Origin of the sequence: Paenibacillus sp. FSL P2-0121, assembly GCF_037975345.1 — a bacterium.
In the GTDB taxonomy this organism is placed as follows: Bacteria; Bacillota; Bacilli; order Paenibacillales; family Paenibacillaceae; genus Paenibacillus_AQ; species Paenibacillus_AQ odorifer.
Genome location: NZ_CP150245.1, coordinates 6,270,552 through 6,297,173, shown reverse-complemented (window position 1 = coordinate 6,297,173; position 26,622 = coordinate 6,270,552). Strand labels below are relative to the sequence as shown.

Genomic DNA, 26,622 nt, shown 5'->3' with positions numbered 1-26,622 from the left:
TCCGCAAGGATAATATGGGGGTATGATTATAACATGGCAAATGAAGCAAAAGAACACCGCAAGAGCATGAATGCTCTGCTAATAGTTCCGCCCTAAGGGTGATGAGAACAACCTAGCAGTGAAAGATTCTTCTCGCATTTGCCTAATGAAGAAGGGATATTATCCAACCTCGGATAGTATCCTTTTTTCTTAAATCTAGTTGAGGGGGTGTCTGCTTAATGTTCATGCAGTTGAAGGTTAACACCATCAAGGATCGACGAACGGTCGCAGATCAGAAAGGAATGGAGTGATGTCGGTACAACAATTGCGAGAACATATTACAAGTACACTTGAACGGTATTTTCCTGATGTGCCTGTATATGTAGAAGGAGAAAAACCTCAAACCGCTTATTTTCATCCCGGATTGATCTCAGCAACACTGGATCGGCAGCGGGAGGGCCGGTATTTAGCGGTCTACCGTTTTGGCATCCATTTTGAGCAAGGCAATTTGCTGGCAGCTGAGAGAATGGCAGATAAGCTAAGTGAGGCGATGGCAGGAATGGAGCAGGATGGTGGAGCTTTTCGTGTAGTTAGGCAAGCTTGGGAAGCTGGAACTGAAGGGCATGGGCCGCTGTTTACAGTTGACTATATGTTGTATTTGCAAAACGACAAGCCTGACAGCATTAAGATGGGACAAATGATTGGAGGAGAACGATTGAAATGAGTACTAAAGGAAGTAACGGGAATGGGTTCAGTAAGGAACAGATTGTGAATTCCCCACTTTTTACGCCGAGGGAAAAGGATATATTGAACGTTATTTTGCAGGATGGCAAGAACTATACGCTCGAAGAAGCAAAGCAATCTATGGGATTGTTCAAAAATAAGGAGGTAATGAACTAATGGCAGGCGGAACATGGACAACGCAAAATAAGGTGCGCCCCGGGGTGTACGTAAATGTAGCATCAAATCAAGGTGCCATCGGCAAAATGGGAGAACGCGGGATTACGGCATTGGCGCTTGCCCTATCTTGGGGAGAGCCGGGAGTAATCATGAGGATTACCCCGCAGGATGATGTGAATAAGCTGCTAGGAGTGGATTTGGAACATCCAACTCTACTGCCAGTGCGTGAAGCGCTGAAACGGGCGGGAACCTTGCTGCTCTATCGATTGAATGAAGGTGTTAAAGCGGCAGTCACGAATAACGGCCTTCAGGTAACAGCTAAATATGGCGGTGTACGCGGAAATGATCTTTCGATTGTAATTGAGAAAAATATAGAGAATGCTGCTCTTTTTGATGTAAAGACGTTGCTTAATGGAACCGAACTGAACAAGCAAACGGTCGGAACGGCTGAAGAGTTGGTCGCGAACGATTATGTTCAATTCCAGAAAAATGGTGCAGAAGGCTTGAAGCTAATTGCAGGCATGCCGCTTACAGGGGGGGCTAACGGAACCGTGACGAATGGAGCACATAGTGACTTCCTGTCTGCTCTTGAGGTGCAGGAATTCCAAACAGTGGGTCTAGTATCGCAGGATAGTGCTCTGAAGGCACTCTACAGTTCTTTTGTGAGACGGCTTCGGGATACAGAAGGGAAAAAGGTACAGGCTGTACTATCCGATTATGTGGCTGCAGGTCATGAAGGTGTGATTAGCGTGAATAATGGGGTAGTACTGAGCGACGGAACTACGATTGATAACGTCAATGCCGTTGCTTGGGTAGCTGGTGCTACAGCAGCAGCTGCTGTTAATGAATCGCTGACTTATCAGGGTTATGATGATTCGGTGGATGCTGATGTAAGACTTAGCCATTCTGAGACTACAGCTGCGTTGCTAAAAGGAGAGCTTATCTTTACTTACAGTGGCGGACGGGCTGTGGTGGAACAGGATATCAATACATTTACCGCGTTTTCACCGGACAAAGGCAAAGCATTCTCCAAAAATCGTGTACTGCGCGTGCTGGATGGAATTGCAAATGATATGAAGCGTATTTTTGAGAACTACTATATCGGTAAGGTCGCGAATAATGAAGATGGCCGTGCTCTTTTCTGGTCACAGTGTGCGACTTATATGAATGATTTGCAGGATATGGGTGCGATTGAGGGCTTTAACGCGCAGACAGATGTTGTAGTTGTGGCTGGTGCAGATAGTGATAGTATCGTGCTGGATGTGGCTGTGAAACCGGTAGATTCGGTAGAAAAAGTATATATGAAAGTGAAGGTGGTTTAAGATGGCATTTTTAAAAGCTAGTGATACGATTTCCGGCCAGGAGGGCCGTGCTTATGCTGTGATTGGTACACAAACCGAAGAGATGTTCTATGTGAAAACTCTTGAAGCTACAGTAGAAAAAACAAAGGCAGAGGTGAAAACACTGGGCCGCCGGGGTGTTCAGCATAAAGCGACTGGATGGTCGGGCAGCGGTTCGATGACGATTTTTTATATGACTAGTCGTTTCCGCCAGATGATGCTCGATTATATGAATACGGGTGTTGATCAGTACTTCGATATTGAGGTTACGAACGAAGATCCATCGTCCAGCGTGGGAGCACAACGTATTATTTTAAAAGGCGTGAACCTTGATAGTGTCATCATGGCCTCACTCGATACAGAGTCAGACGCTCTAGAAGAAGAAGTTAGCTTTACCTTTGAAGATGTGCAGATTGTGCAAGCTTTTGGTGCTCCGGCAGGTTCCGGGCTTTAATTAAGACAACTAGATAGATTGGAGCAAGCAAGACCCGAACGTAGAATGAGCGGCGGGTCTCTTCTCTGTCTATTGGCAGCTAGTAGCAGGAGAAGTATCTAAATAAATAATTCTAGGAGGAAGACAATGAGCGAATTAAGTTTATTTTTTGCCCAAAATGTAGCATGTGACACGACCGAGGAGTTTGTAGTATCCCAGCGTTTTAAGGATAAGGAAGGAAATGCGGTAGCTTGGAAGCTGCGCAGTATGACTGAGGATGAGAATCAGGAATGCCGCAAGGCCGCAACCCGTAAAGTCAAAGGTAAAAACGGAGTGTATACCTCCGAAATTGAGCCTAACGATTATATGGCGAAGCTGATGACCTCAAGTGTAGTGCATCCGGATCTGAAAAATGCTGAATTGCAGCGTTCTTATGGCGTACTTGGCGCTGAGACACTGCTGCGTAAAATGCTGCTACCAGGTGAATTCGCGGCGTTGGGTGAGCGGGTGCAGGCCTTAAATGGTTTTGGCACGGACATGAACGAGCTGGTGGATGAAGTAAAAAACTAATCAACGAGGGCGATAGTGAAGCCAATTTTGCTTATTACGCCCTCCATGAGCTGCACATTTTACCCCATGAGCTGATGAAGCTGTCTTCCCGCGAACGCGCCGCAATATATGCGATGATTGCTGTTCGTGTGGAGAAGGAGAAGCGCGATCAGGCACGGAGTAAGGCGAGGAAGAGATAGTTAGGGGGTGAGAGAATGAAGATAGACGCATCTAAAGCCGTAATGCTACCGATGAAATCTCTGGCAATTTGGAAGAGTGTTAATAAACAATGTGTTCGTGTGAACAGCAATCTGGATATCGTTAATCGATTGGTCAAGGGAGTGCAGGTAGTTGTTAAGCGGTCAAGCGATGAGATGAGCCGTTCTCTGAATCTAGTGAACCAATCTTTGCAGGATATCAATGATACGCTACTTGAAGGCTTTAAGAGACTTCCTCCTAAGGTCATAGTTTCTAGAGATATAGTTATCGAGCAAAGCCAACAAGCAGGGCAATCACAACAGTTAGCGCTTCGAACATTAAATAGCTCCCCAAGTGTGCAAAAAGGTAAGGCTGAAGAAGAAGAGGCGAAAAAGGTAGAGTGGTGGAAAGGGCTAAAAGCGAAGGAGAAAAAGAAAGAAGAGGAGAAAAAGCCGGAGGTTAAGGCTGATCCGGTCCCCAAGCCCAAAATTAATCTGAAAAAGGAACCTCCGGTTCCACCATCCCCACCAACTCCTGACTCGAGAATTATGAAGTTTCTCAAGACAGTTGATGTGGTAAAGCCATTTAATGCCGTGAAGTCTTTTGGGGAGAAAGCTGTAAAAGCTGCGGCACAACCAGGAGATATCGCTGACTGGAATAAGCTGAATGACAATACAGATGCTGCACTTGGGAAAATCGGTGAGAAAGCAATGGGAGCCTTGAGGCCAGTGATGGATACTTTGAACGAGGCGCTGACTTCAAACCAATTTATGCCGATTATAGATGCTATGGCTAACGGCTTTCTGATCATTGCTAATGTGATTGGCATGGTAGTGGATGGCTTATTATGGTTGGTTGGAGTGTTGCAGGAGAACTGGTCTTGGATTAAACCGATTCTTGAAGCGATAGCCATTGTCTATCTCGTAGCTATGATCGTACAAGTGGCTCTACTTGTAGCAGCCGCTTATCAGCTTGCAGCAGCATGGTTGGTAGTAAACTGGCCTATTTTAGTGGTTATCGCTGTTATAGCTGTTCTTATTTATATTTTTCAAATGTTAGGTATTTCTGCGGGGGATGTCGTTGGAGCTATAGTGGGAGCATTTGGATGGTTAAGCGCAGTGATGGATAACATTTGGATTTTTATACAGAATGCAGCTATCTCTGCATGGGATTATATAGTGAATAAATTTCATGAAGCGGTCAATTTTATGAAGCAGCTGCTATATGATTTGGGTATGGGTGCCCTTAATGTTCTTTACAATATGACAGTTGGAGCAGAGGGCTTTGCCGGGGGATTCATGAAGGTAATGGCAAAAGCAATCAATTGGGTACTAGACAAATTCAATTCCATGATTGAGGCTTTAAGTCATATTCCATTCTTCGACGAATTGGGGATAAGTGAACTAAAAGTTGAGAGGAAGGAGCCGGAAATTCCTCATGCAGCAAGCGATATGATCGATAAATACCGGCAAAATTTTAAGGCGTTTGCTCCTACCGCTGATAATTTTCCAGAGCAAAAGACTGCTAAGATCGAGTACGTTAATCTTGAAGATAGTTTTAATAGCGCCAGTCAAAAAGGAAAGAATGCCACGAACAAGTTGATGGACAAAGGGCGCGATGCTACTGAAAAAGTGAAGGATATGTTGAATCCGATCAGCAGTACAAAAGCACTGGATTCAACAGGTCTACTAGCTACTCAGGGCAATAATCTGAACACCGTCAACCGTGTGAACGAGCTCGGCTCCATCAACGACACCGTAGACATCTCCAGTGATGATCTGAAAATGCTGCGCGAGCTGGCCGAGATTCAGGCGATCCAGAATTTTGTGGAGCTTACGCCGACGGTGCAGGTGACGACCGGGAATATTAACAATGCCGGAGACATTGATACGATTATCAACAAGATCGGGCAAAAGCTGAACGAGGAGTTTGTCTCTACGGCGCAGGGGGTGTATACGTAACGTGGAAGAGTACGGGATTTTTTTGGGCTTTAATAATCAGGAGGATGCAATCCGGCTGCCAGTCAATCCAGAGACCTTGGAAATCAAGGAGAGTGGAGATGGAAAAAGCTATACCATTATCGATCTGGGTGAGATCAATACGATTGCTTATCCGAAGCTTACGGAGATCACAATTGAAAGTATTTTCCCGGCACAAAGGTATCCGTTCGTATTGGTGCAAGAGGATGGACTGAAAAGGCCTTTTGAATATGTGGAGCTTATTAAGAAATGGATGACGAGTCGTCGGCCCATTCGGTTTGTGTTCTCCGGTGTGAGGTATCCCGATGATACGAAAAAGGATGAAAAGAAGTTAAACAAACCGCAGAAATGGCTAGAGGAATCTTCAATTAGTGAGGATAGATCTTTAGAAATTGATTTTGCTGTGAATATGGCTATGAGCATTGAAGGTTTCACTTGGAAGCTTAGTGCGGGTACGTCAGGGGATATTGAATATTCGTTATCTCTCAAAAAATACGTATTCTATCAGGCGGTAGCTGTGAAGGTTGTCAAAGGTGAAGTGAATGCGGAGCAGAAGCGGGCCAATGAAAAAGCAAAGCCTACTACCTATACCTTAAAAGCTGGAGACAGTCTATGGAGCATCGCTCAAAAAAAACTAGGTGATGGCTCGAAGTACAAAGTCATTCAGAAGCTTAATGGCATTCCGGATAGTGAGCTGAAAAAGCTGCCCATCGGTAAAGTCATCAAGCTGCCGTAGGAGGGTGTTATGGAACTGCTAGTGAAGAATAAAGAAGGGAATCTATGGGATATTTCTGGCATCGTCTCAGATATTTCTTGGAAAACCGCACGGTCAGGTAAACCGTCAACGCTAGAGTTAACGCTTGTGGATAGCGGAATCTATCAGCTTCCCAAGTTTGGGATCAGCAATGGTGATATTATTCAGTTCAGTAAAGATAATGTAGATGTATTTTACGGATTTGTGTTCAGCATTGATACGGGCTCGGATCAGGAGATTAAGCTGACTGCCTATGATCAGATTCGTTATTTGCTGGGCAATGGTAGTTATGTTTTGCAGGATGTTACGGCTAGTGATGTGATCAAGAAAATAACAACGGACTACGGATTAAAGACAGGTGTGCTGGAGGAGACAGAGTACCGGATTCCTTCTTTAATTGAAGATGACAAAAAGCTGTTGGACATCATTATGGGAGCCATCGGCAGTGAGCTTCAGTATAAGGGGCGGTTGATGGCTTTTTACGATGATTTTGGGAAGCTGACGCTGCGTAAACCGGGTTCTATGCTGCTTAACCTGGTGCTCGGAGCGGGTCATTATCTGTACGATTATTCGCTCAAAAAAAGTATTGATGACGATACGTACAACACGATTTTTCTGTACAAGGATAACGAGGCATCGGGCAAACGCGATTTCTATCCGGTTAGTGACAAGGACAATGTGAAACGCTGGGGTATCCTGCACTTGTATCAGAAGGCTGATGACAAAGCGAATGCTGCCCAAATTCAGGAGAAGGCAAACAATTTACTGAAAATGCACAACCGTGAAAAGCTCAGTCTCTCCGTACAGGCGATTGGTGATATGCGCGTAAGAGCAGGCAATTTCATTTATGTCCTATTGGATGAATTCGAGACTCAATTGTTTCTGGTGGACCAATGCAGCCATAAGATTTCTGGAGGGGAGCATACCATGTCCCTCGATATTAAGGTGGTGTAGAAATAATGTTAGATATTATTAAAAAAGCAAGTCTAGGAGCCGTGGGAAGTACAAATCCCGTGGCTTTTTCTTATGGAACGGTAACGGAGGCAGCTCCTTTGCAGATCCAGGTGGATCAGCGGTTTATTTTATCGGGGAATGCGTTAGTGCTGCCTGAATCGGTAATGGAAAGCAAGATCGACATCGAGGGCAAAGAAGTAATACTTCGGCGAGGATTAGCGAGTGGGGACCGCGTATTAATGGTTCGAATGCAGGGCGGACAAAGCTACATTGTTCTGGATCGGCTGGTGAGCCCGATATGATCCCGGCGATTGGAAAAGCTGGACCGATAACGGCCTTGCTTGAGGGGGAGGTCAACCTTGAGCGTGGGGAAAGCCCTAGTCTTACGTACCGGATGGATTGGGAGAGAAAAAGGATTACAGGCCAAACGGATGGACTAGAAGCAGTTCAACAGGCAGCGGCAAAAATTTTGCGAACCGAACGGTTTGAACATCTGATTTACAGTTCTGATTACGGAACAGAGTGGCGGTTGGTACTTGGTAGGGACCGGCTGCTGGTTAGAGCTGAAATCAGACGTATCGTTAGTGAGGCACTACTTCAGGATGAACGAATACTTAGCTTAGAGAATATTGTTGTTTCGTTTACCGGAGATAATCTAACTTTTGACTGTAAAGTCGTCACACGTTACGGAAATTTTCAGCTGAGAAAGGAGTGGAATGAGGATGTATGAGGATCAGACGTATGAGGCTCTTTTGGAGCGGATGTTGGACCGGATTCCATCAGGATTGGATAAACGCGAGGGCAGCATCATTTATGACGCGTTGGCTCCAGCAGCCGCTGAGTTGGCACAGATGTATATTGAGCTGGATGTGAATAATAATCTGTATTTTGCAGATACGGCTACCGGAGAGTACTTAGAGCGAAGTATCTCCTGGTCAGGCATTGTAAGGCATGAAGCCAGCAAGGCACAGCTGAAAGGGATTTTTTATAAGGCGGATGGAGGATTGTTGGATGTTCCACTCGGCAGCCGCTTCTCACTCGAAATGCTGAATTATACGGCTGTAGAGAAGTTATCTCCTGGAGTGTATCGCTTGGAAAGTGAAACCGCTGGAGAAGAAGGAAATCGATATTTTGGCTCTTTACTGCCAGTGGATTATATTTCAGACCTAGCGCGCGGAGAAATAGCTTCTCTTCTGATCCCTGGGGAGGACATTGAAACGGATGATGCGCTACGCCAGCGTTATTTGGATTCAGCCAGACGCCCAGCTACTAGCGGAAATAAATATCACTATATGGAGTGGGCACTGCAAGTTTCGGGTGTGGGAGGCGCACGTGTTTTTCCATTATGGAAAGGTCCTAAAACTGTGAAGGTGATTATTGTGGACGCCGAAAAAAAACCTGCATCCGAGCTGTTGGCGGCTCAGGTGCAGCAATACATTGATCCGGTCTCAGGAGCGGGTGAGGGACAAGCACCGGTAGGGGCTGTTGTGACCGTGGCGCCGGCTGCGGGCAAAAACATCAGTATAAGCGCCAAAGTAACCCTTGCTTCTGGCTATGCACTGCAAGCTGTAAGCCAAGGCTTTCAGGTGATGCTTGAGAAATATCGCAAGGAGAAGGCTTTTTCAGCAACCTATATCAGTCATTCTGTCATCGGGGCATTATTGCTTGCTACTGAAGGAGTTGCGGATTACACAGAGCTGAAGTTGAACAGTGGAGCGGGCAATGTGATGTTGAACGAAGAAGAAGTACCGTTGTTCGGTAACGTTCTACTGGAGGTGTAGCATGGGTTATCCAGAGCAAATTGATATTTTTCAAGAAAAACTTAATAAAAAAGTAAACGGTAGCAGCTATGTTATCGAAGAGAGATTACCGCTTGTAAATGGCGTTTACAGTGGTCTTCTAGCGCATGACAATATTAATAATCAGACCATTGCGGTGTACACAGGGTCACAGTATTCCGGGATCGAGCTACGCAATTTCACTGTGTCTTTTCCGGATGAGGCGCCCTGGCGGCGGTTGATTAAGGTTTTTGCCGATGTGCCTGAGGTATATGTGACTTACGAAACTCCCGGCGATACGGTTGAAGCAGAGGATATTAACGGTTTGCAGGTGAGTCTTACTGCTGTCCAGACTGAAATAGAGCGTTATAAGAACAAGGGCCAGATTGACGGAGGATCATTTAGAAGAGAGGTGTAAAATGGCACAGACCATACAAATAAAGCGGGGTACAAAGGCTGAGCTAACGAGTTATGGCGTGTTGAAGGCAGGCGAGCTTGGTTTTTGCAGTGATACTAAGGAAGTTTATATTGGTGACGGCACGTCCAATTCCATGGTCGGCAGGGCGCTGTCAGGGCCAGAAGCTTCGCGTCCGGTTGCAGGATCCGTTGGTCGTTTGTATTACGTGACTACGGGTTCGAATAGCGGATATTTATATTTTGATGATGGGGCAGCTTGGCGGCGGGTGAATGCGCAGAAGCTTACCGATCTGACAGGTACAATTGATGATATCGCTGATGGAGCAACCTATGCGAAGGTGCTTAAAGCGGATATTAGTGCGGGACATATCAATAAAGTATCGGATGGCACAAACGTAAAGACTGCCGCTGAGATCAAGACTCACATTGATGATGTGGCCAAGCACCGGACAATCAATGATGCAGGGACTACGATTACAGACTTGTGGTCTGCGCAAAAGATTAAAAATGAAATTGAGCTGGCTAAGCATAACATCGAACCGCAAGCATCGGTAAAAGACCAGAACCTGCTGGCTCCACCTGCCAGTCCGGTTGAGGGTGATCGTTATATTATTCCAGCAGGGGCAACCGGGGCATGGGCGGGCAAAGCGAATCAAATTGTTGAATACCAATCTGCCGCTTGGGTATTTTATGTTCCTGCCGTCGGTTGGACCGCTTACGTCGATGATGAGCAGAAGATTTACAGCTGGAACGGCAGCGCATGGGTACGTACCGGTGGTGCACTACAGACCATTACAGCCGGGAGCGGGCTGATTGGTGGGGGGCAGGCCGATACTGTGACGTTGAACATTGGTGCGGGTAATGGGATCACGGTTACTGCAGACGCGATTGCGGTTACGGCAGGAAAAGGGATCACCGTAGATGGATCCGGTGTAGTTGTAAGTGTGGATGGAAGCAGCATCATTTATGATGCAGCGAATGGCAATAGACTTACCGTAGCCAGTATTGATGGCGGAACATTCTAGGGGGCGGGACAATGGCTCTAAAAACATTGATTCAAATACGCCGCGGCTTGGAAAGCGCCATTGGAGCGCTGGCTATTGGTGAGCTTGGGTATTGTACAGACAGTGGCAAGCTGTACATTGGTTCTGCCGCTGGTAATGTCTTGCTGGTAGCCGCGCAGAGTACCGGGGATATGCTGAAAAGCATTTACGATACGAATAACAATGGCAAGGTGGATTTTGCGCAACAAGCGGATAGTGTAGCTTGGGCGGGGGTAGCAGGTAAACCAGTGGTATTTCCTCCGGCGGCGCATACACATGATTATTTGCCCAAAGGCCCCCTAACCTGGAATCAACTGAAGGGGGTGTAGAGGATGAGTTACGGCAGCTCTTTATACAGCGAATTGCAATATTCCGCAGATAAAGATTCGAGCCATCCGGGTGAAGTCGAGGCGCCTGATCTAATGCAGTATTTGCCGGACTATTATAAGGATGTCCGCGAAATGGAGAAGCTTCAGGAGACCATCGGGCTAGAAATTGGTGGACTGAAGCTGGGCACTATAGACGTACTGGATCAGGCTTTTGTTGAAACGGCAACGGTGAGCCTTGGACGATGGGAAGCTGAGCTTGGACTAAATATCGATTCATCCAAGTCATATGCCACACGCCGAGAGATGATTAAGGCAAAGCTGCGTGGAAATGGGACGACCACACCGGAGATGATTCAGCGGACGGCGTCAGCTTTTTCAGGTGGAGTGGTTGAAGTAAAGGAAGTGCCTGAGGAGTACCGTTTTGAGATTCATTTTGTGAGTACACTGGGGATTCCTCCAAATATGGTAGGGTTGATTCAAATCATCGAAGAGATTAAACCTGCGCATTTAGCTTATGAATTTGTGTTCAGCTATACCTGGTGGGACTCTGTTAAGGCTTTGACTTGGGAGAGTGCTCACAGTAAAACATGGAACGAATTAAGAACTTATAGATAGGAGAGTGACATATGCAAACCACAGGAAATTTGGGCTTAAAGAAGCCAGAGGGAACAGATATCGTTGATATTGCCGATTTGAACGGGAATATGGACATTTTGGATAATGCAGTGAATAGCAAGGTCGATAAAGTTACTGGTAAGCAGCTATCCACGAACGACTACACCGCAGCTGAGAAAACAAAGCTGGCGGGGATTGCAACAGGAGCGAATAATTATGTGCATCCTAATCACACGGGGGATGTTATAAGTACTGGTGACGGGGGGACCGCAATTGCGGCTGGGGTGATTGTAAACGCCGATGTTAATGCTTCAGCCGGAATTGATGCTTCGAAGATTGGAACGGGAGTGGTCTCTAACGCGGAGTTTGGGTACTTGGATGGGGTGACTAGTGGGATTCAGGGGCAGTTGAATGGTAAGGCGCCGTTGGTTACTACGCCTCAGCAGACGACAGCGGATATTACGTACTACGTACGGACGGACGGGAATGACACAAACAACGGTTTAGCCAATACGGCAGCAGGGGCATTTAAAACAATCAATAGGGCTATCGGCATGATTCCTCAAGTTGTTAATCATACTGCATCTATAAATGTTACATCTGGAACCTATGCCGAAGATGTGAGGATTAGCGGCAAAGTAGGCGGTGGTCATGTTCAATTTATGGGTACTTCTGTAACTATCCGCTCCTTCGTGGCTGAACGGTGCAATCGTATTGTTATAGACGGTTTTTCTGCTAATACCACAACCTCAATGGGTTTTAATGCATATGACGGTGGAAACATCGACATTAAAAATTGCTCCTGTGGAACTACCGCTAATTATCCGGGCATTAATATTGCAGGTCAAAACGCAGACATTAGAAATTCTTCGGTATCTGGACGAAACTTTGGAATAATAGTCGGAAGTGCTTCGATTGTTACATCACTCGAAAACACGGGGCAAGCGAATGGCGTAGGTCTTTACACTAGTCATGGCGGTTCAATCTATAAATATGGCTCACAGCCATCAGGAATAACTCCCGAAGGCTCATTAAATGGTATCATCACAAGTGGGGTTCTTAACCCATGGGGAGATAATACAACGAATTCTAGAAGTAATATTGCATGCGGCGGTAGCGCTACACAAACAATCGTACCGCTCACATTCACTAAACTTTTATTCCCATCGGTTTACTATGATCGTTTAGGTGAATGGAATGCGACCACCGGGATTTTCACTGCAAAAGCTGCTGGTATATACGCTATTGATGTTATGGCTACATGCACATCCGTACCCTTGCCATTTGTGGTTCAGATTCAAATTTATAAAAACGGAGCGCGGGATCAGTGCATTGGAAGAACCGTTGCGTCAGCTAGTGGGCAAGACGTTTCCGTCCTTGGGGTTTCTAATACAGATCTTAGCGCTGGGCATACGCTTGAATTTTACATTTATCATTACGGAACATCTAACGTTGGGGTAACTGGTGACGGTCTTTTCAGTCATTTGAGAATAGTTAAAGTTGCATAGAAAAGGGGATGAGGAACAATGAATATAGCACAAGCAATTATGTATCTATACCCAAACGCCGACCCAATAAAAGATTTCATAGTGCAAGATAACGGAGCTGAACCCGTATTACACGAAGGCGTACACGGACGCACACGCTACGAAATCCGACTATTAGATCAAGACGAAACCGAGTATATAGAAGATGTACACTATCGTTATGTAGTGGATTTTAACCGATTGAAAAAGGGCGTAGACTACGACATTATTGAACGTGGCCCATACATCGCAGCTTGGAACCTAGATGTCCCACAACCAACGGAAGAAGAACTCGAAGCCGCGTGGGAAGCATATCTAGAAGCAGAAGCTAACAAACCACCAGAATTAAGCGAATTCGAGCAACTCCGTGCTGAGAATACTACTTTGCAAGACAGGCTTCAAGATGTCGAAGTCATTATGGCTGAATTACTCAGCATATAAACCCAAAAGGAGGTGAGTTGTAATCATGACAATGGATTCATTGACAGCCGCCAAACTCCGCTTGATGGCCAATGCCTGCATCACTCGTTTTGATCGTGAGGAGGGTCCGATAGAGAATATCATTTCTTCCTATAACATGCAGCCGGATAATGAGATTTTGGTTAAGGATCAGATTATCGAGAAACGATCAGATATTCATTTTGCTGAAAACGATTCGACTGAGCAAGCTTCATCAGCCAAATAATTAGCACGCATCCACACAGGAGCGTGTTTTTTGTGCCCTCGGTGGTGCCGGGGGCTATTACGCATCAACATCATTACAGAAAGGAGCAGACGAATGGGCGAAGGGGATATTGCGCAATTGGAGAAGCTGCTGCCGCTGGCAGATAAGTATGGGCTGGCTTATATTGTTGCTTTCATTTTGATGATCGTACTGATGGTGTTATTGCGTGCGATTGTCAAAGGGAACCTTGTACCGCGAGAAATGCTGGATCGGGCAGAGGAGGATCGGGATCGTCTGCAAGCGATTTTGGATAAGGAGCGCTCGGAGTTTATGCAGCCCACACTGGACGTCTTAAAGAAACTGAAGATTGACCATACGGAAGACAGGGGGAGTTAGGAATGCTGTCACAATGGATTCGGCGGCTGCTTCTCCCCCGGCATGTTGATAAAGAGATGGAGCTCCGCAGAGCCTCTACCAGCGTTACACTGACCATAAGTCATTATAAAAATGTCTCGCAGGAAATTCAGGAGGAGATTGATCGTAACCGGTTCGCCAAATATTTAGTTTATGATCGAGGGGATCATGATGCACATGATTGAATTTTTATTATTGGTGCTATATGGCACTACTACGGCCTGCGGAATATACATTATTCATCGCCACAGGCAATATTTTTACGAAAGATTCCAAAAAGGTGTGGTCAGCGTGTTTATGCTGGCTATGCTTTTTTTCTTATTGGCTTATACATTCAATATGCTTATCGTTCTACTATTCCGTTTGGCAGAATTACTAGGAGTGGACATGGCAACAGGGCTGACTTGGCTTCATTATAGCTGGGCTATTGCCCAATTCGGTACAACTGGTGGAATTATCATATTAGCGATACTGACACGTTCCGGGAAATACGACCAATTTATTTATCTGAAAAAGATAGACAGAAAAGAGGAACTTCATGCTGACAATAACTCAGGTGAAAAATAAATCAGCCCAACACCTAACAGGCCTACACCCCGTAGTTCGTTCCGCTGCTACTGCGCTTATCGAGCGGTGTTACAAACTCAACATCCCCATTCTCATTACGCAGGGACTTCGCACAATTGCCGAGCAGGATGCTCTTTATGCACAAGGCCGCACCAAGCCCGGAGCGATTGTAACCAATGCGCGAGGCGGGTATAGCTATCACAATTTTGGATTGGCCGTAGATTTTGCTCTTTTGCTGCCGAATGGATCGAGTGTGTCATGGGATATGTGCCGGGACGGCAATAACAACCAGATCGCAGATTGGCAGGAGGTTGTGAAGGAGGCAAAAGGGCTGGGCTTCGAGTGGGGTGGCGACTGGACAAGCTTCAAGGATTACCCCCATTTTCAAATGGCGTTTGGGTTAACACTCACACAGTTACGAGCAGGGACAAAGCCCTCAACATCTGCGGTGGAGTCAGCGTATAAGGTCATCAATCGGAAGGAGGAGGAAGAATTGAAGAGTGATGTTATTGCTGTCGTAAAGGTTAACGGGGTTAAGGTTGCAGATGGAGTGCTTGAAAAAGGCATCACCTACGTCCCTGTACGTGTTATTGCAGAAGCGCTGGGTGCTCAGGTAGGTTATGATTCTGCGACTCGAACGGTTGAGATTATAAGTACCCGCTAAGGAGGGAAAAGGATGGAAACTGGAACAATTTTAGATAATGTTGTGGCATTCGCCTCTATATTAGCAGTATTCGTACTGGCACTGGTTCAGTTGGTCAAAAATAGTATCAACATCCCGCGTAATGCAGTACCGATTATCGGACTATTGATAGGTTTGTTCATCGGCGTAGTAGCGTATCCTTTTACCGAACTAGATTTAGTGCTTCGCCTTTGGGCTGGGGGCCTTGCAGGTTTATCTGCGACGGGGTTGTTTGAGCTAGCTTTTAAGGATCGCCCGGGCACGACGAAAGGGTAAGTGGATAATAGGTACGAATTATAAAAAGGGCTGTTCCAAAAAGTCTGAAAAAGACCTAAGGAAGAGCCCCATTGTTTTTCTCATGATATTACATAAATAAGTTTCAGAACGAAAGCGTGCTGCCGGGTTGTAAAGAATATAGTCCTGTGAAACCTTCTCCTTTTAATATAGAAGCTACTTGGTCGATATGTGGTTTGGGAGCATGGACAAGCACTGTCCGGTGGCTGGGAATCGTTTGGAGCATTTTGCGAATGTCCGGCAAGCCTTGATGGACTTTATAGCGGATAAGTGAGACTGTACAGCGTACGCTGCTAGATTCTCCGATCATAGCTTGCTCAACAAGACGATGTCCAAAGCTTCCCGCCGCTAAATGTCCCGTAAAAATCACATGGTTGTCAGGAGAAACAGAGAGTTGCTGAAAGTATTCTTGTGCTTTTGCTGACTGCATCATCCCGTCATTGGTAAATACGATAGCGCCCTTAAGATTCAGCATTGCCTTCGCGCGTTCGTCCGAATTAGATACAACACACAAGTTTTTTCTGTTAAAAAGTGCATTTACGCGCTGAATAGCGTCCTCTTTCAGCCATTCCACCTTGTCGCTTAATGCTCGTAAAGGAGCGACGAGTGCTTCTTCAACGATCAATTGATGATCTGGAAAACATTCATTTGCCCATACGATCAATTCCTGGCTTCTGCCATGGATAGGCACGGGAAGGAGAACAGAACCCCCTTTTTGCAAGGTGTTGTGGATGGCTATCTCTAATTGCTGTAATTTTACAAGCTGCTCATCAGGATCTGCCCCATAAGCGGCATCGATAATGGACAGATCAGCCACATTTTTAGCTTCGGCTTCCATAATTGCTGGTGTGTCTGCCGTGAGCAGCTGCGATTCCTCCGAATAATCCCCCGAGAAAAATACAGTCTTGCCCTCCCATTCTAGGGCCAACCAAACCGAACCTGCTAAATGCCCGCTACGTCCCCATTGAACTCGAAGGTTAGGCGCAAGCGTCAGCCAAGTGTGAGGGGAGACATACTCCTCTAAATACATGAATTGAATAGCTTTTTTATCCGTTTCCTCATAGGGGAGCGGGGCGGATTGAGCCGCCACATATTTATCCCAGGCCTCGAAATAATCAGGAAGCTGTAATGAGGTAGATCTAGTAGTCCATACCTTACCTCTGTATCCGTGTTTATAAAGTAAGGGCAGCGCTATGGAATGATCCTCATGCGCATGAGACAGAAATACTGCCTGCAAATGTGGAATAATATCCGTATCAAGTAGGGGGTATTCACCGGGGCCTTCTTTTTTTACGCCACAATCGAGCAGGATGCCATTTCGTGAATCCTTGCCCTGCAAAAGATAGGAGGAACGGCCATGCTCTCCGGCCCCTCCCCAAATCGTTAGTGTGCTCATTGTTGTCTCCGCTTTCTATCTGGGCTTAAATATTCTAAGACTAATAGTAATAAGGTAGTGATGCCTACAGAGATTACAGCCATGGCCATCCCCATGGCTACCGCACCTTGTTCAAACTGGGCAAAAATATAGGTTGCCGAGGTCTGCATTGAAGGTGGCAGAATGAGTAATGAGGCTACCAGTTCCCGATTAGAAATGGTGAAAGTCATCATCCAGCCAGCCACCATCCCCGGAAGGATGAGGGGAAGCAGGATACGGCGGAACACATACAGCTTACTACCTCCGAATACTTGTCCCGCTTGCATCAGAGAGGAATCGATTTGCCCATAGCTTGCTTTTACATACTGAACAGTATAAGGAAGGAAAAGTACGACATAAGTCAGTACAACCATCCAGTAGGTATTATAGAGCGGGATAGGCATCCAGCGGGCATTCCACAGCAGAATTAGCCCTACTACAATTACAATTCCAGGGACTGTATTTGGAAGCAAGCTGAATAAATCTGTAATTTTCTGCTTGAATGTAGCCCCTTTTCCTACCGTTAAGGCAAACCAAGTCCCGAGAATAACAGCGATACTGGAAGCAACGATAGCTAATGTAAAGCTATTTAATAAGGCCTCTAGTCCTTGCGAACCCGGGGATAACAGCTCTGCATAATGTTTTAAGGTTAGATTGCTCCAGGATACACCTTCTCCCCGAAGCTTCAATAATGAGGCTGTTATGATAGAGAAATAAGGAATGCCGATGGATGCCAGAAGCAATAGAAGAACATAACCCCAGCTAAGAAACCCTACGATTCCTGTACTCTTATAACGTTTAGTACGAGTTCCTTTTCCACCGATCAGACGGTAAGAGTAGCGGCTGCTAATTATAGTTTGGATGTACCACATGACAAGACAAACTCCGAGCAGCAAGGAGGCTAGTGAAGTAGCCTTACCAAAATCAATCGGCCAACTGGAGATATATTTATGGATCTCAGAGGTCAGCACGTAAAAGCCGATCCTGCGGCCAAAGGTCGCAGGGGTACCGAATTCAGCAATGGTTTTGACGAAGATGAGCAGTGCTCCAAGCCCATAGCTAGAGAGCAGTAAAGGAATAATCACTCTTTTAAATCTGTAAAAGAAGGGGGCGCCGTGAACAGAGGCTGCTTCCTCCAGATTGCCCCCGATCTGCAAAAGCGCATTGCGCAGCAGCAGGTACAGGAAGGGAAACAGGTGAAGGCTCATGATCAGCACCATACCCCCATAGCTAAAGAAATATGGTGTCAACACGGAGGAGGAGGGCAGAAACTGCTCCATATACCCACCCGTCTGCATAAACAACATCCAGCCCATAGAACCAATGTAAGGCGGCGTCATAAATGGAATTAACAGCACGACATCCAGCCAGTTGTGGCGCCCTAAGTCGGTTTTTGCCATAATCCAGGCTAGAGGTAGCGCAAACAAAGTAGTTAGCAGAATGACGCTTACCCCAAGCCCGATAGAATTCAGCAGCACCTCTACTAGGTCATTGCTCCCCATAATGGTTCGTAGTGGTGCGGCTATGTCGAGATGCTCCTCTGGATAAATACTGGTCCAGAAAATGAGCAGGAGTGGCAGCAGCACGATCACGGTTAGTATAAATAAAGCCAGTCCACCGCTCACCCATTTAAATGAGCGCAAAGAGTTAGTATTCATTACGCTTATTTAAAAATTTGTGTGAAGGTCGAGGAAACTTCATCGCTGTGCTCATTCATCCATTCCCAATTCACATCAAATGTTTTGATTTCTTCAAGATTGGCACGATTTTCTGCCTTCACGTCAGTTCTGCCTGGCAGCAAATAGGCTTTGGCAACAAGGGCTTGTGCTTCATCGGAGAGCAGGTAGTCGATAAAAGCCTTAGCGTTATCTACATTTGGGCTTGTCTTAATGATCGCAGCCGGACGAGGGCTGATTACAGTTCCTTCAGCAGGATAGACGATATCCACAGGTTCTCCGTCAGCTTTTGCTTTATAAGCCATGTAATCTACGCCAGCAGCAACGACGGATTTAGCACCGGTAATCACCGGATCAAGTGCCTCTTGATTGGCGCCTGCCATAGCTACTTCATTGCTTTTATATTGTTTAAAAAGTTCCCAGCCACTGTCCCCCTTAGCACTTAAATACCCAGTCATGAAATCAAGAGCCGAGCCGGAAAGTGAAGGATCAGGGATATTGACTGCACCCTTCCATTCCGCTTTGCTGAGGTCATCCCAGGAGGTCGGCGGTGAGCTTACTTTTTTAGTATTGTAGACAATACCGAGTGCGGATGCACTGTAACTGAAATAGTTACCTTCATCTATATCTGACCAATCGCTAACCAGCTTGTCTGCGTTAATCGCTTCTTTATATGGAAGTAATAATCCGTCGTTTTTCATTCCTTGCATGGACGGAAGAGAGGCGAGGACAACAACATCAACGACCGGATTGGATTTTTCTGCTTCCATGCGGGCAAGTATTTTTCCTGTAGTGCCTTGGAACATTTCAACCTTAACGCCAGTTTTGGCTTCAAAGCCGTCTTTGATTTTATTAGCTAAGCCTTCAGGGCCTGCACTGTAAACGACAAGATTGCCGCTTAGTGTCTTTTCTGTTGGTTGTGGGGCTTCAGTTTGCGTCGCCGCCGCAGTATCGGTTTGGTTGTTGCTTGCGTTAGCCGCAGGGGTGTTCGAGGAGCCGCAGCCCACTAAAGTAATACCAAGTGCAGTTGTTAGAAGAAGTGAACTTAACCCTTTTGTCTTTTTCATTTGATTCAATGTTATTGCCTCCCTAATATTGTTGTGTGCATCTTGCTGCATGGAACAGCATCATATAGAGCCATTCCATGCAGTGGACGCTTAATTCAGATGATGGATTTGGTGCTCTGAAGCGTACAGCTGAATCTTTTCCCCTACAGGTAGGCGCCGCTCATGATAAGCGGTCCAAGTCCCATTGTGCTCCATGTCCAGAATGATCTCATAGCGATCCCCCATATAACTCACATGCTGAATAGTCCCTGTAAAAAGAAGAGAGGAAGCATTCTCCTGAGACCAGCGTAAATGTTCTGGACGCAGCATCTGTTTATCCGGAACGATCCAGTTGGATTTACCAATAAAGTGGGCTACAAAAGGATGACTCGGTTTACGATAAATGTCCTCAGGAGATCCACTTTGTAAAATAGTACCACCTTGCATTACAACTACTTCATCTGACATAGACATCGCTTCGGTTTGATCATGCGTCACATACAGGGCTGTAATGCCCATGTTTTTTACCAAGGAGATTAACTCCAGCCTCATTTCATCTCGCAAGACCGCATCCAGCGCACTTAAGGGCTCATCGAATAATACAAGCTGAGGGCGCATGACTACGGCTCTGGCAAAAGCAACCCGCTGCTGTTGTCCACCAGACAACTGATGTGGAAAACGCAGCTCCAGCCCCTCCAGCTTGACCGATCGAAGCGCCTCCTGCACCCGAACCCGTAAATTCTTTTTTTGTTTGGAAGCTCGAAGGCCGAAGGCTACATTCTCGAACACAGTCAGATGCGGCCAGAGGGCGAAATCTTGAAAAACCATGCCAAAGTTACGGCGATGAATGGGGTGGCTAATTCTTTTGTTGCCTGAAAAAATAAACTCATCATCGATCAGAATTTCTCCTGCATCCGGTGTTTCCAGCCCAGCAATCAGACGGAGTAGTGTCGTCTTTCCACAACCTGAAGGACCGAGTAATGTCGTAAAGCTTCCAGCGGGAATCTTCAGATCTGCAGCCTTCAAGGCATGCACATCTCCGAATTTCTTTTCCAATCTGTGGATTGTAATTTCCTTCATTCTATCTACCTGCCTGTTCTTAAGCTTGTTCTTAGTGTAAAGGTAAAGAATTCCCGCTATATTTGCTGAATGTAACTGTGATATTAACTTTTTTGCCGATTTATTTTAACATTCATAGAATTCTTCTATGTTACCGTTTAGGAAAAGGCGAGGGAGTGGAAGAGAATGAACCTTAATCTAATGAAGCTGGAAATTGTAGAACTGCTGAATAAACATAAAAAAATTACCACGGTAGCAGATAAACTCGGACTAAAGCAGCCCACCGTTACGTATCATTTGAAGAATTTAGAGCAGCAATTGGGGGAGAAGTTATTTGAATCCAGAATGGATAAAATGATTCTTACGGAGAGTGGCAAAGCTTTTCTTCATTATGCGATCAAAATCAATGCGCTTGCTGCGGAAGCGGAGCGGGTGGTAAAAGAGTTCAGTCAGGCAGGTCGGGGGACGCTGAAAATTGGCGCCAGTTATGTTCCAGCTACTTATATTCTTCCACAAATATTGGGGCAGTTTGGCGAACAGCATCCGGGGATTACCATTTCTTTATCGGTTAAGCCTTCACCGGTGATCAAAGAAATGCTTGCCAGCCATGAGATTGATCTTGGTATCTTGTCTACGGAATCTTTTTATCTGCCTGATCTGCATACTCAAGCCTTATGTGAGGATGAGCTTGTCCTTGTTTTTGCACCTACACATGATTTTGCCGGATTTTCTAATTTAAACTCGGCGATGATTGCTTCAGCCAGCTTTATTTTACATGACAAGGAATCAAGCACACGCCAGTTGACGGATAAATGGTTTGAACGAGAGGGAAAAGAATCAAAACCGCATATTTTACTCGATTCACTGGAGGCAATTAAGCAATCGCTCATGAGTGGACAACATGTTTCATTTATTTCACGACTTGCTGTGGAGGACGAGGTAGCCAGAGGAAGATTGCTAATGCGAGCCATTCCGGATTATAATTTTGAAAGACATATTTATTATTCGTATAACCGTGATCGCCATTATTCTCCTTTAATTGGACTGTTCATAGATCAGCTCCGTACAATCCGAATATAAGCATACATAGAGAATATACGATAGAGCCATTATATATATGAAAGAATACATAAAATATAAGGACTGTATAAATTCAGAAATTGGTGTATAATCTTAGGTGCTGTGTCGCTTTACAGCACAAAAAAGTTGCAGATTTTCAAACGGTTTTATTGTATGATATGAGGAAGCTTTAATAGACGATATTTAGACAGACAAACTTAACACATTGATCCGGAAGAGAATGGGGGGAGCAGCATGACCGAACTTACGACTACCGTCAGCAAAAGCAACTCTAACAATCTGCTGCGACGGGACGTACGGTTCTTGGGGAACATTTTAGGAGAGGTCTTGGTTCACCAAGGCGGTAACGAACTGCTAGAGATCGTGGAGAAGATCCGCGAGACCAGTAAATCGCTACGCTCACTATTTTTACCTGAACTGCATAGTGAATTTAAGGAGTTAATCAATTCTTTGGATCCGGAGAACCGTCATCAGGTAATAAGAGCGTTCGCCATTTATTTTCAATTGGTGAATATTGCCGAACAGAACCACCGGATTCGCCGTAAACGTGACTATGAACGTTCAGCTGGGGAGACAGTACAACCCGGTTCTATAGAAAGCGCTATTCAAGAGCTTCGTGAACGTGATTTCTCTCATGAGGAAGTCAACGAGATTATTGAAGGATTGTCTCTGGAACTTGTAATGACGGCACATCCAACGGAAGCTATGCGCCGTGCGATTCTCGATATTCATAAACGGATATCCGATGATGTTATGGGTCTTGATAACCCTACCTTAACTTTCCGTGAACGTGAACAGCTTCGCGAGAAGTTATTGAATGAAGTGATTACGCTTTGGCAAACGGATGAGCTGCGTGACCGCAAGCCTACAGTACTCGATGAAGTGCGTAATGGAATGTATTATTTCCATGAGACGATTTTCCATGTATTGCCCGACGTGTATCAAGAGCTTGAACGCTGTCTGAGCAAATATTATCCAGGACAGAATTGGCATGTGCCAACCTACTTGCGTTTTGGATCATGGATTGGCGGAGACCGTGATGGTAATCCATCGGTAACCTCAACAGTCACTGCGCAGACTTTACGCATGCAGCGCAAGCTGGCCATTCGTGAATATCAGCGTATTATGCGTGAACTCATGAAATATCTAAGCTTTAGCACAAGTATTGTTAAAGTGACGCCTGAGCTCGTAGAATCCATCGAAGCTGATCGTCAGATCATTAACCTAGGCAAGATGGAAGAATGGCGCAATGACAATGAACCTTACCGTATTAAACTTAGCTACATGATCTCTAAGACACAAAATGTTTTGGATGATGAGAAAAAAGATACTCCTGAGCGTTATGCTACACCTGAGGAGTTCATAGATGATTTGAATGTCATTGACCGCAGTCTACGGCATCACTACGCCGACTATGTGGCCGATACTTATATTAAAAAGCTAATCCGCCAAGTGGAGCTGTTCGGATTCCATACGGCAACTCTTGACGTGCGTCAACACAGTCAAGAACATGAGAATGCCATGACAGAAATTTTGGCGAAGATGAACATTTCGCCGGATTACTCTAAATTGACGGAGATTGAGAAGATTGATCTGCTGGAGAAATTGCTGAATGATCCACGTCCGTTGACCTCTTCTTACCAGACGTATACTGAAAGTACAGAGGAGTGTCTGGCTGTTTACCGGACGATCTTCGCATCGCAGGAAGAGTACGGCAAACAATGTATCACCAGTTATCTGATCAGTATGGCTGAAGCTGCGAGTGACATTCTGGAGGTTATGGTCTTCGCCAAAGAGGTAGGACTATTCCGCAAGGATAACGACGGTACAGTTGTATGTACCCTGCAAGCTGTGCCACTTTTTGAAACGATTGATGACTTGCATGAAGCACCGCAAATTATGAACACACTGCTCAATATGCCGATCTACCGTGATGCGGTAAGAGCAATGAATGATTTGCAGGAAATCATGCTTGGATATTCAGATAGTAATAAAGATGGCGGCGTGGTTACTGCTAACTGGGAACTGCGTGTTGCCCTAAAAGAAATTACAGCGACAGCGGATAAGTTCGGAATCAAGCTGAAGTTCTTCCATGGTCGTGGTGGAGCGCTCGGCCGCGGGGGTATGCCACTTAACCGCAGTATTCTTGCTCAGCCTGCTTCGACAATTGGCGGCGGGATTAAGATTACCGAGCAGGGAGAAGTAATCTCCTCCCGTTACTCCATGCAAGGAATTGCTTACCGCAGTCTGGAGCAAGCGACATCTGCGCTTGTAACAGCAGCAATTAGTGCGAGAGTGCCACAAGCCGATCTTTATGAAGAGAAATGGGAAGAGATTGTTGCCCGTATTTCTGAGGTCTCGCTGAACAAATATCAGGATTTGATCTTCCGTGATCCGGATTTCCTGACTTATTTCAAAGAATCAACACCTCTGCCTGAGGTAGGAGAGCTTAATATCGGTTCCCGTCCTTCCAAACGGAAGAACAGCGATCGTTTTGAAGATCTGCGCGCAATTCCTTGGGTATTTGCATGGACACAAAGCCGTTATTTGCTCCCAGCCTGGTACGCTGCTGGAACCGGACTGCAGAGTTTCTATGAGGGTAAGGAAGAGAATCTGAAGATAATGCAACATATGTATGAGAACTTCTCATTCTTTACTACACTGATAGATACGCTGCAAATGGCTATTTCAAAAGCGGACTTGATCATTGCTAAGGAATACGCCAGCATGGGCAAGAACGAGGAAGCACGTCAACGGATCTTTGGCCAGATTGAAGATGAGTTTAATTTGACCTCTGAGCTAATCCTGAAGATTACAGGCCAGCAGGATATTCTGGATAACGTTCCTGTGATTCAAGAGTCGATCAGACTCCGCAATCCATACGTTGATCCGCTTAGCTACCTGCAGGTTCAATTGCTATCTGAGCTTAGAGCGCTCCGTGAAATTGATGGAGATGATAGCGAGCTGCTTCGCGAAGTATTGCTTACCATCAACGGCATTGCCGCCGGTCTTCGGAATACCGGCTGATATAGTCTTAACAACAAAAAGTCCGCCCTATTTGGGGCGGACTTTTTTTGCCTAATACAAGTTGTTGTGATCATAAACTGTATATTGCTGCTGTGAACTTTATTTGTTCCTAAATATTGGAGAGTCATACCCGATATTTCTTTATTACCCTACCCAAGTAACCGAGATGTAATCGGAGGTAATTAACGTGGCACTTATTACTTCGGTGATGGAGCAGCGTAGAGGATATTTGGAACTGTAGGAGCGCCAGCGTTCGCCTTTATCCTCAGATTTCGACCGCTATATGCGGTTTATAATCAGGAAATGTGAGGATAACAGCGACCGGAAGTCCAAATATTTCTCGGAGCTGCACTTAATCGCCTATACCAACTTGTCCAGTTTTTAACTCAGTTTACATAGAAGGTTACAATACAATCCTTGATTTTTACACAAACTTGAATTACGATTTAATTGCTTGTACCGTGGATATTTGCGAAGAAATACCAAGGGCGGCAAGTCTGGGGGAGTTAACAGGTGGAGAATTTGGAAGGCAGATTGACAAAGCTCGCCTTGAAGGGCGACCAAAGGGCATTTGCCGAGCTTGTGGAACTATATAAAGACAAAATATATCATTTAGCTTACAGGATGTTGAACAATCGCCATGAGGCGGAGGATATTGTTCAGGAGACCTTTTTGCGTGTGTATAGGAATTTGGATCGTTATGATGATAAACAGAAGTTCTCCACATGGATTTACCGGATTGGAACGAACCTCTGTATTGATAGATTGCGTAAACGAAAACCAACCTATTCGCTGGATGCTGAAATGAACGATCAGGAGGGCCTTGATGGCTATTCGTTGATTCCGAGCGACAATGTGACACCTGAGACCGAACTATTGCTCTCTGAGACGCAGGGGCTAATCTATGAAGCGATTGACAGTTTGCCTGTGAAATACAGGTCGGTGATGATTCTGAGATACCTGCAGGATCTGTCCCTTCAGGAGATTAGTGATGTCCTGGATATGCCCGTGACCACGATTAAGACGCGTGTACACCGAGGCCGTGAATTTTTGCGTAAAAAATTAGGCCCAAAAATGTAAAAATAGATTTTATTTATGAAACATCTTTTCGAGAGCGACGTATGTAAGTTAAGCAAGTCTTATGTGTCCTGACCCTTTGTCTTAGGATAATTAAATAGCACTCATGAAAGGATTGGCTCCTATGGAATGCAAACTGGCCGTCTCTATGATGCATGACTACTTGGATGACGACTTGCCCGAACAGCAGCAGAGGGAATTGAAGGAGCATCTTCTATCCTGTCCAGATTGCCGTGCAAAGTTTAAAGAATTGGAACAGACAGATATGTTGATGTTCTCCCTAATGCATCAGAATCCTGTAGCTTCAGATGATCTTGTGAGCCGGATAATGAGTTCATTGCCAAAGACTAAGAAAGAAAAAGCCTTTATTACCTGGATCAAGAGGCACCCTGCACTTACAGCGGCATCTCTATTCCTTGTCGTTATGCTGATGAGCACCGTAACTTTTTGGAGTCCAGACAGACAACTTGTAGTTAGAGGTGTTGATTTGGATCAAGTGGTCATCAAAGGGGATACTGTAATTGTACCTTCCGGCAAAATAATTACCGGGGACCTTACCATAGAGAACGGTAAAGCACAGGTATATGGAGAAGTGAACGGCAACGTGACAGTCATTGACGGATCTCTATATCAGGCTTCAACAGCTCATATTTCTGGGCAAGTCAAAAGCATAGACCAGGCAGTAAGCTGGTTCTGGTATAAAGTGACGAACATGTTCTCTGAAGTTGCCTACCGTTAATGCGGGCAGTGGTTACCTTGAGCAGGAATATTAATTAGCGCCTCTTTTTCCGGAAAGATGGCGCTTTTTTGTTTCCTTAAATTGGGTGG

31 protein-coding genes are annotated in these 26,622 nt (G+C 45.5%); 27 read left to right on the top strand and 4 right to left on the bottom strand.

The window, feature by feature from the left end:
• Nucleotides 1–289 precede the first annotated feature (289 nt).
• The 23 genes from MKY54_RS27745 to MKY54_RS27635 all read left to right on the top strand — a co-directional run bounded on the left by MKY54_RS27745 (nt 290) and on the right by MKY54_RS27635 (nt 15,397).
• Entirely contained in the window at nt 290–703 is a 414-nt protein-coding gene (locus MKY54_RS27745; protein WP_339188629.1) for a DUF6838 family protein, read from the top strand.
• A complete protein-coding gene (locus tag MKY54_RS27740) occupies nt 700–879 on the top strand; it encodes a hypothetical protein (RefSeq protein ID WP_076220512.1) in 180 nt (59 codons plus the stop codon). The genes MKY54_RS27745 and MKY54_RS27740 overlap by 4 nt, the downstream gene beginning before the upstream one ends.
• Nucleotides 879–2,201, top strand: a complete 1,323-nt coding sequence (locus tag MKY54_RS27735) for a phage tail sheath family protein (RefSeq protein WP_339188628.1) — start codon at nt 879–881, stop codon at nt 2,199–2,201. Before MKY54_RS27740 ends, MKY54_RS27735 begins: the two co-directional genes overlap by 1 nt.
• A 1-nt stretch (nt 2,202) precedes the next feature.
• The gene (locus MKY54_RS27730; protein WP_036681245.1) at nt 2,203–2,673 is read left to right on the top strand and encodes a phage tail tube protein; all 471 of its coding nucleotides are present in this window, start codon (nt 2,203–2,205) and stop codon (nt 2,671–2,673) included.
• Nucleotides 2,674–2,799: 126 nt separating this feature from the next.
• A complete protein-coding gene (locus MKY54_RS27725; protein ID WP_076129761.1) occupies nt 2,800–3,222 on the top strand; it encodes a phage portal protein in 423 nt (140 codons plus the stop codon).
• 194 nt (nt 3,223–3,416) lie between these two features.
• Nucleotides 3,417–5,360 carry a hypothetical protein gene (locus MKY54_RS27720; protein ID WP_280753584.1) on the top strand — a complete coding sequence of 648 codons (1,944 nt, stop codon included), beginning with the start codon at nt 3,417–3,419 and terminating at the stop codon, nt 5,358–5,360.
• A gap of 1 nt (nt 5,361) precedes the next feature.
• Nucleotides 5,362–6,114: a LysM peptidoglycan-binding domain-containing protein gene (locus MKY54_RS27715; protein ID WP_076129763.1), complete on the top strand. Its 753-nt coding sequence runs from the start codon at nt 5,362–5,364 to the stop codon at nt 6,112–6,114.
• A 9-nt stretch (nt 6,115–6,123) separates the two neighbouring features.
• Complete coding sequence (locus MKY54_RS27710) at nt 6,124–7,086, top strand: hypothetical protein (RefSeq protein ID WP_076129764.1); 963 nt, start codon at nt 6,124–6,126, stop codon at nt 7,084–7,086.
• A 5-nt stretch (nt 7,087–7,091) separates the two neighbouring features.
• Nucleotides 7,092–7,388 carry a DUF2577 domain-containing protein gene (locus MKY54_RS27705; protein WP_076099903.1) on the top strand — a complete coding sequence of 99 codons (297 nt, stop codon included), beginning with the start codon at nt 7,092–7,094 and terminating at the stop codon, nt 7,386–7,388.
• Nucleotides 7,385–7,816: a DUF2634 domain-containing protein gene (locus MKY54_RS27700; protein ID WP_339188624.1), complete on the top strand. Its 432-nt coding sequence runs from the start codon at nt 7,385–7,387 to the stop codon at nt 7,814–7,816. Before MKY54_RS27705 ends, MKY54_RS27700 begins: the two co-directional genes overlap by 4 nt.
• Nucleotides 7,809–8,867, top strand: a complete 1,059-nt coding sequence (locus tag MKY54_RS27695) for a baseplate J/gp47 family protein (protein WP_339188623.1) — start codon at nt 7,809–7,811, stop codon at nt 8,865–8,867. The genes MKY54_RS27700 and MKY54_RS27695 overlap by 8 nt, the downstream gene beginning before the upstream one ends.
• Nucleotide 8,868: 1 nt before the next feature.
• On the top strand, nt 8,869–9,282 hold the full coding sequence (locus MKY54_RS27690; protein ID WP_339188622.1) for a phosphoglucomutase: 414 nt from the start codon (nt 8,869–8,871) through the stop codon (nt 9,280–9,282).
• A gap of 1 nt (nt 9,283) precedes the next feature.
• Nucleotides 9,284–10,306, top strand: a complete 1,023-nt coding sequence (locus MKY54_RS27685) for a DUF2793 domain-containing protein (protein WP_339188620.1) — start codon at nt 9,284–9,286, stop codon at nt 10,304–10,306.
• An 11-nt stretch (nt 10,307–10,317) separates the two neighbouring features.
• Nucleotides 10,318–10,653, top strand: coding sequence for a hypothetical protein (locus MKY54_RS27680; RefSeq protein ID WP_076099872.1), 336 nt, complete (start codon nt 10,318–10,320; stop codon nt 10,651–10,653).
• A 3-nt stretch (nt 10,654–10,656) separates the two neighbouring features.
• On the top strand, nt 10,657–11,268 hold the full coding sequence (locus tag MKY54_RS27675; protein WP_339188618.1) for a putative phage tail protein: 612 nt from the start codon (nt 10,657–10,659) through the stop codon (nt 11,266–11,268).
• Between the two features lie 11 nt (nt 11,269–11,279).
• The gene (locus MKY54_RS27670) at nt 11,280–12,776 is read left to right on the top strand and encodes a hypothetical protein (protein ID WP_339188617.1); all 1,497 of its coding nucleotides are present in this window, start codon (nt 11,280–11,282) and stop codon (nt 12,774–12,776) included.
• Nucleotides 12,777–12,794: 18 nt separating this feature from the next.
• Complete coding sequence (locus tag MKY54_RS27665; protein WP_339188616.1) at nt 12,795–13,235, top strand: XkdW family protein; 441 nt, start codon at nt 12,795–12,797, stop codon at nt 13,233–13,235.
• A gap of 25 nt (nt 13,236–13,260) precedes the next feature.
• On the top strand, nt 13,261–13,479 hold the full coding sequence (locus tag MKY54_RS27660) for a hypothetical protein (RefSeq protein WP_076186574.1): 219 nt from the start codon (nt 13,261–13,263) through the stop codon (nt 13,477–13,479).
• 93 nt (nt 13,480–13,572) lie between these two features.
• Nucleotides 13,573–13,854: a hypothetical protein gene (locus tag MKY54_RS27655; RefSeq protein WP_036681272.1), complete on the top strand. Its 282-nt coding sequence runs from the start codon at nt 13,573–13,575 to the stop codon at nt 13,852–13,854.
• A 2-nt stretch (nt 13,855–13,856) separates the two neighbouring features.
• On the top strand, nt 13,857–14,057 hold the full coding sequence (locus MKY54_RS27650) for a hypothetical protein (protein WP_036681274.1): 201 nt from the start codon (nt 13,857–13,859) through the stop codon (nt 14,055–14,057).
• Nucleotides 14,050–14,439 (top strand): hypothetical protein, encoded by a 390-nt coding sequence (locus MKY54_RS27645; RefSeq protein ID WP_339169929.1) that lies wholly within the window; start codon nt 14,050–14,052, stop codon nt 14,437–14,439. The genes MKY54_RS27650 and MKY54_RS27645 overlap by 8 nt, the downstream gene beginning before the upstream one ends.
• The gene (locus tag MKY54_RS27640) at nt 14,411–15,103 is read left to right on the top strand and encodes a M15 family metallopeptidase (RefSeq protein ID WP_339188614.1); all 693 of its coding nucleotides are present in this window, start codon (nt 14,411–14,413) and stop codon (nt 15,101–15,103) included. Before MKY54_RS27645 ends, MKY54_RS27640 begins: the two co-directional genes overlap by 29 nt.
• Nucleotides 15,104–15,115: 12 nt before the next feature.
• Complete coding sequence (locus MKY54_RS27635) at nt 15,116–15,397, top strand: holin (protein ID WP_076280160.1); 282 nt, start codon at nt 15,116–15,118, stop codon at nt 15,395–15,397.
• Nucleotides 15,398–15,500: 103 nt separating this feature from the next.
• Here MKY54_RS27635 and MKY54_RS27630 read toward each other — a convergent pair whose 3' ends face one another.
• The 4 genes from MKY54_RS27630 to MKY54_RS27615 form a co-directional block, all read right to left on the bottom strand.
• Entirely contained in the window at nt 15,501–16,811 is a 1,311-nt protein-coding gene (locus MKY54_RS27630; protein ID WP_076307203.1) for an MBL fold metallo-hydrolase, read from the bottom strand.
• Nucleotides 16,808–18,487, bottom strand: coding sequence for an iron ABC transporter permease (locus MKY54_RS27625; RefSeq protein ID WP_076193939.1), 1,680 nt, complete (start codon nt 18,485–18,487; stop codon nt 16,808–16,810). The genes MKY54_RS27630 and MKY54_RS27625 overlap by 4 nt, the downstream gene beginning before the upstream one ends.
• A gap of 5 nt (nt 18,488–18,492) precedes the next feature.
• Entirely contained in the window at nt 18,493–19,572 is a 1,080-nt protein-coding gene (locus MKY54_RS27620) for an ABC transporter substrate-binding protein (RefSeq protein WP_076307214.1), read from the bottom strand.
• Nucleotides 19,573–19,662: 90 nt separating this feature from the next.
• The gene (locus MKY54_RS27615; protein WP_076282707.1) at nt 19,663–20,631 is read right to left on the bottom strand and encodes an ABC transporter ATP-binding protein; all 969 of its coding nucleotides are present in this window, start codon (nt 20,629–20,631) and stop codon (nt 19,663–19,665) included.
• 165 nt (nt 20,632–20,796) lie between these two features.
• Between MKY54_RS27615 and MKY54_RS27610 the strand changes: the two genes are divergently transcribed.
• The 4 genes from MKY54_RS27610 to MKY54_RS27595 all read left to right on the top strand — a co-directional run bounded on the left by MKY54_RS27610 (nt 20,797) and on the right by MKY54_RS27595 (nt 26,533).
• Nucleotides 20,797–21,690 carry a LysR family transcriptional regulator gene (locus MKY54_RS27610; protein WP_076129777.1) on the top strand — a complete coding sequence of 298 codons (894 nt, stop codon included), beginning with the start codon at nt 20,797–20,799 and terminating at the stop codon, nt 21,688–21,690.
• A 234-nt stretch (nt 21,691–21,924) separates the two neighbouring features.
• Complete coding sequence (gene ppc, locus MKY54_RS27605; RefSeq protein WP_038573414.1) at nt 21,925–24,717, top strand: phosphoenolpyruvate carboxylase; 2,793 nt, start codon at nt 21,925–21,927, stop codon at nt 24,715–24,717.
• Nucleotides 24,718–25,230: 513 nt separating this feature from the next.
• Nucleotides 25,231–25,797 (top strand): RNA polymerase sigma factor SigW, encoded by a 567-nt coding sequence (gene sigW / locus MKY54_RS27600; RefSeq protein WP_036681288.1) that lies wholly within the window; start codon nt 25,231–25,233, stop codon nt 25,795–25,797.
• Between the two features lie 121 nt (nt 25,798–25,918).
• Nucleotides 25,919–26,533 (top strand): zf-HC2 domain-containing protein, encoded by a 615-nt coding sequence (locus MKY54_RS27595; protein ID WP_036681404.1) that lies wholly within the window; start codon nt 25,919–25,921, stop codon nt 26,531–26,533.
• Nucleotides 26,534–26,622 lie beyond the last annotated feature (89 nt).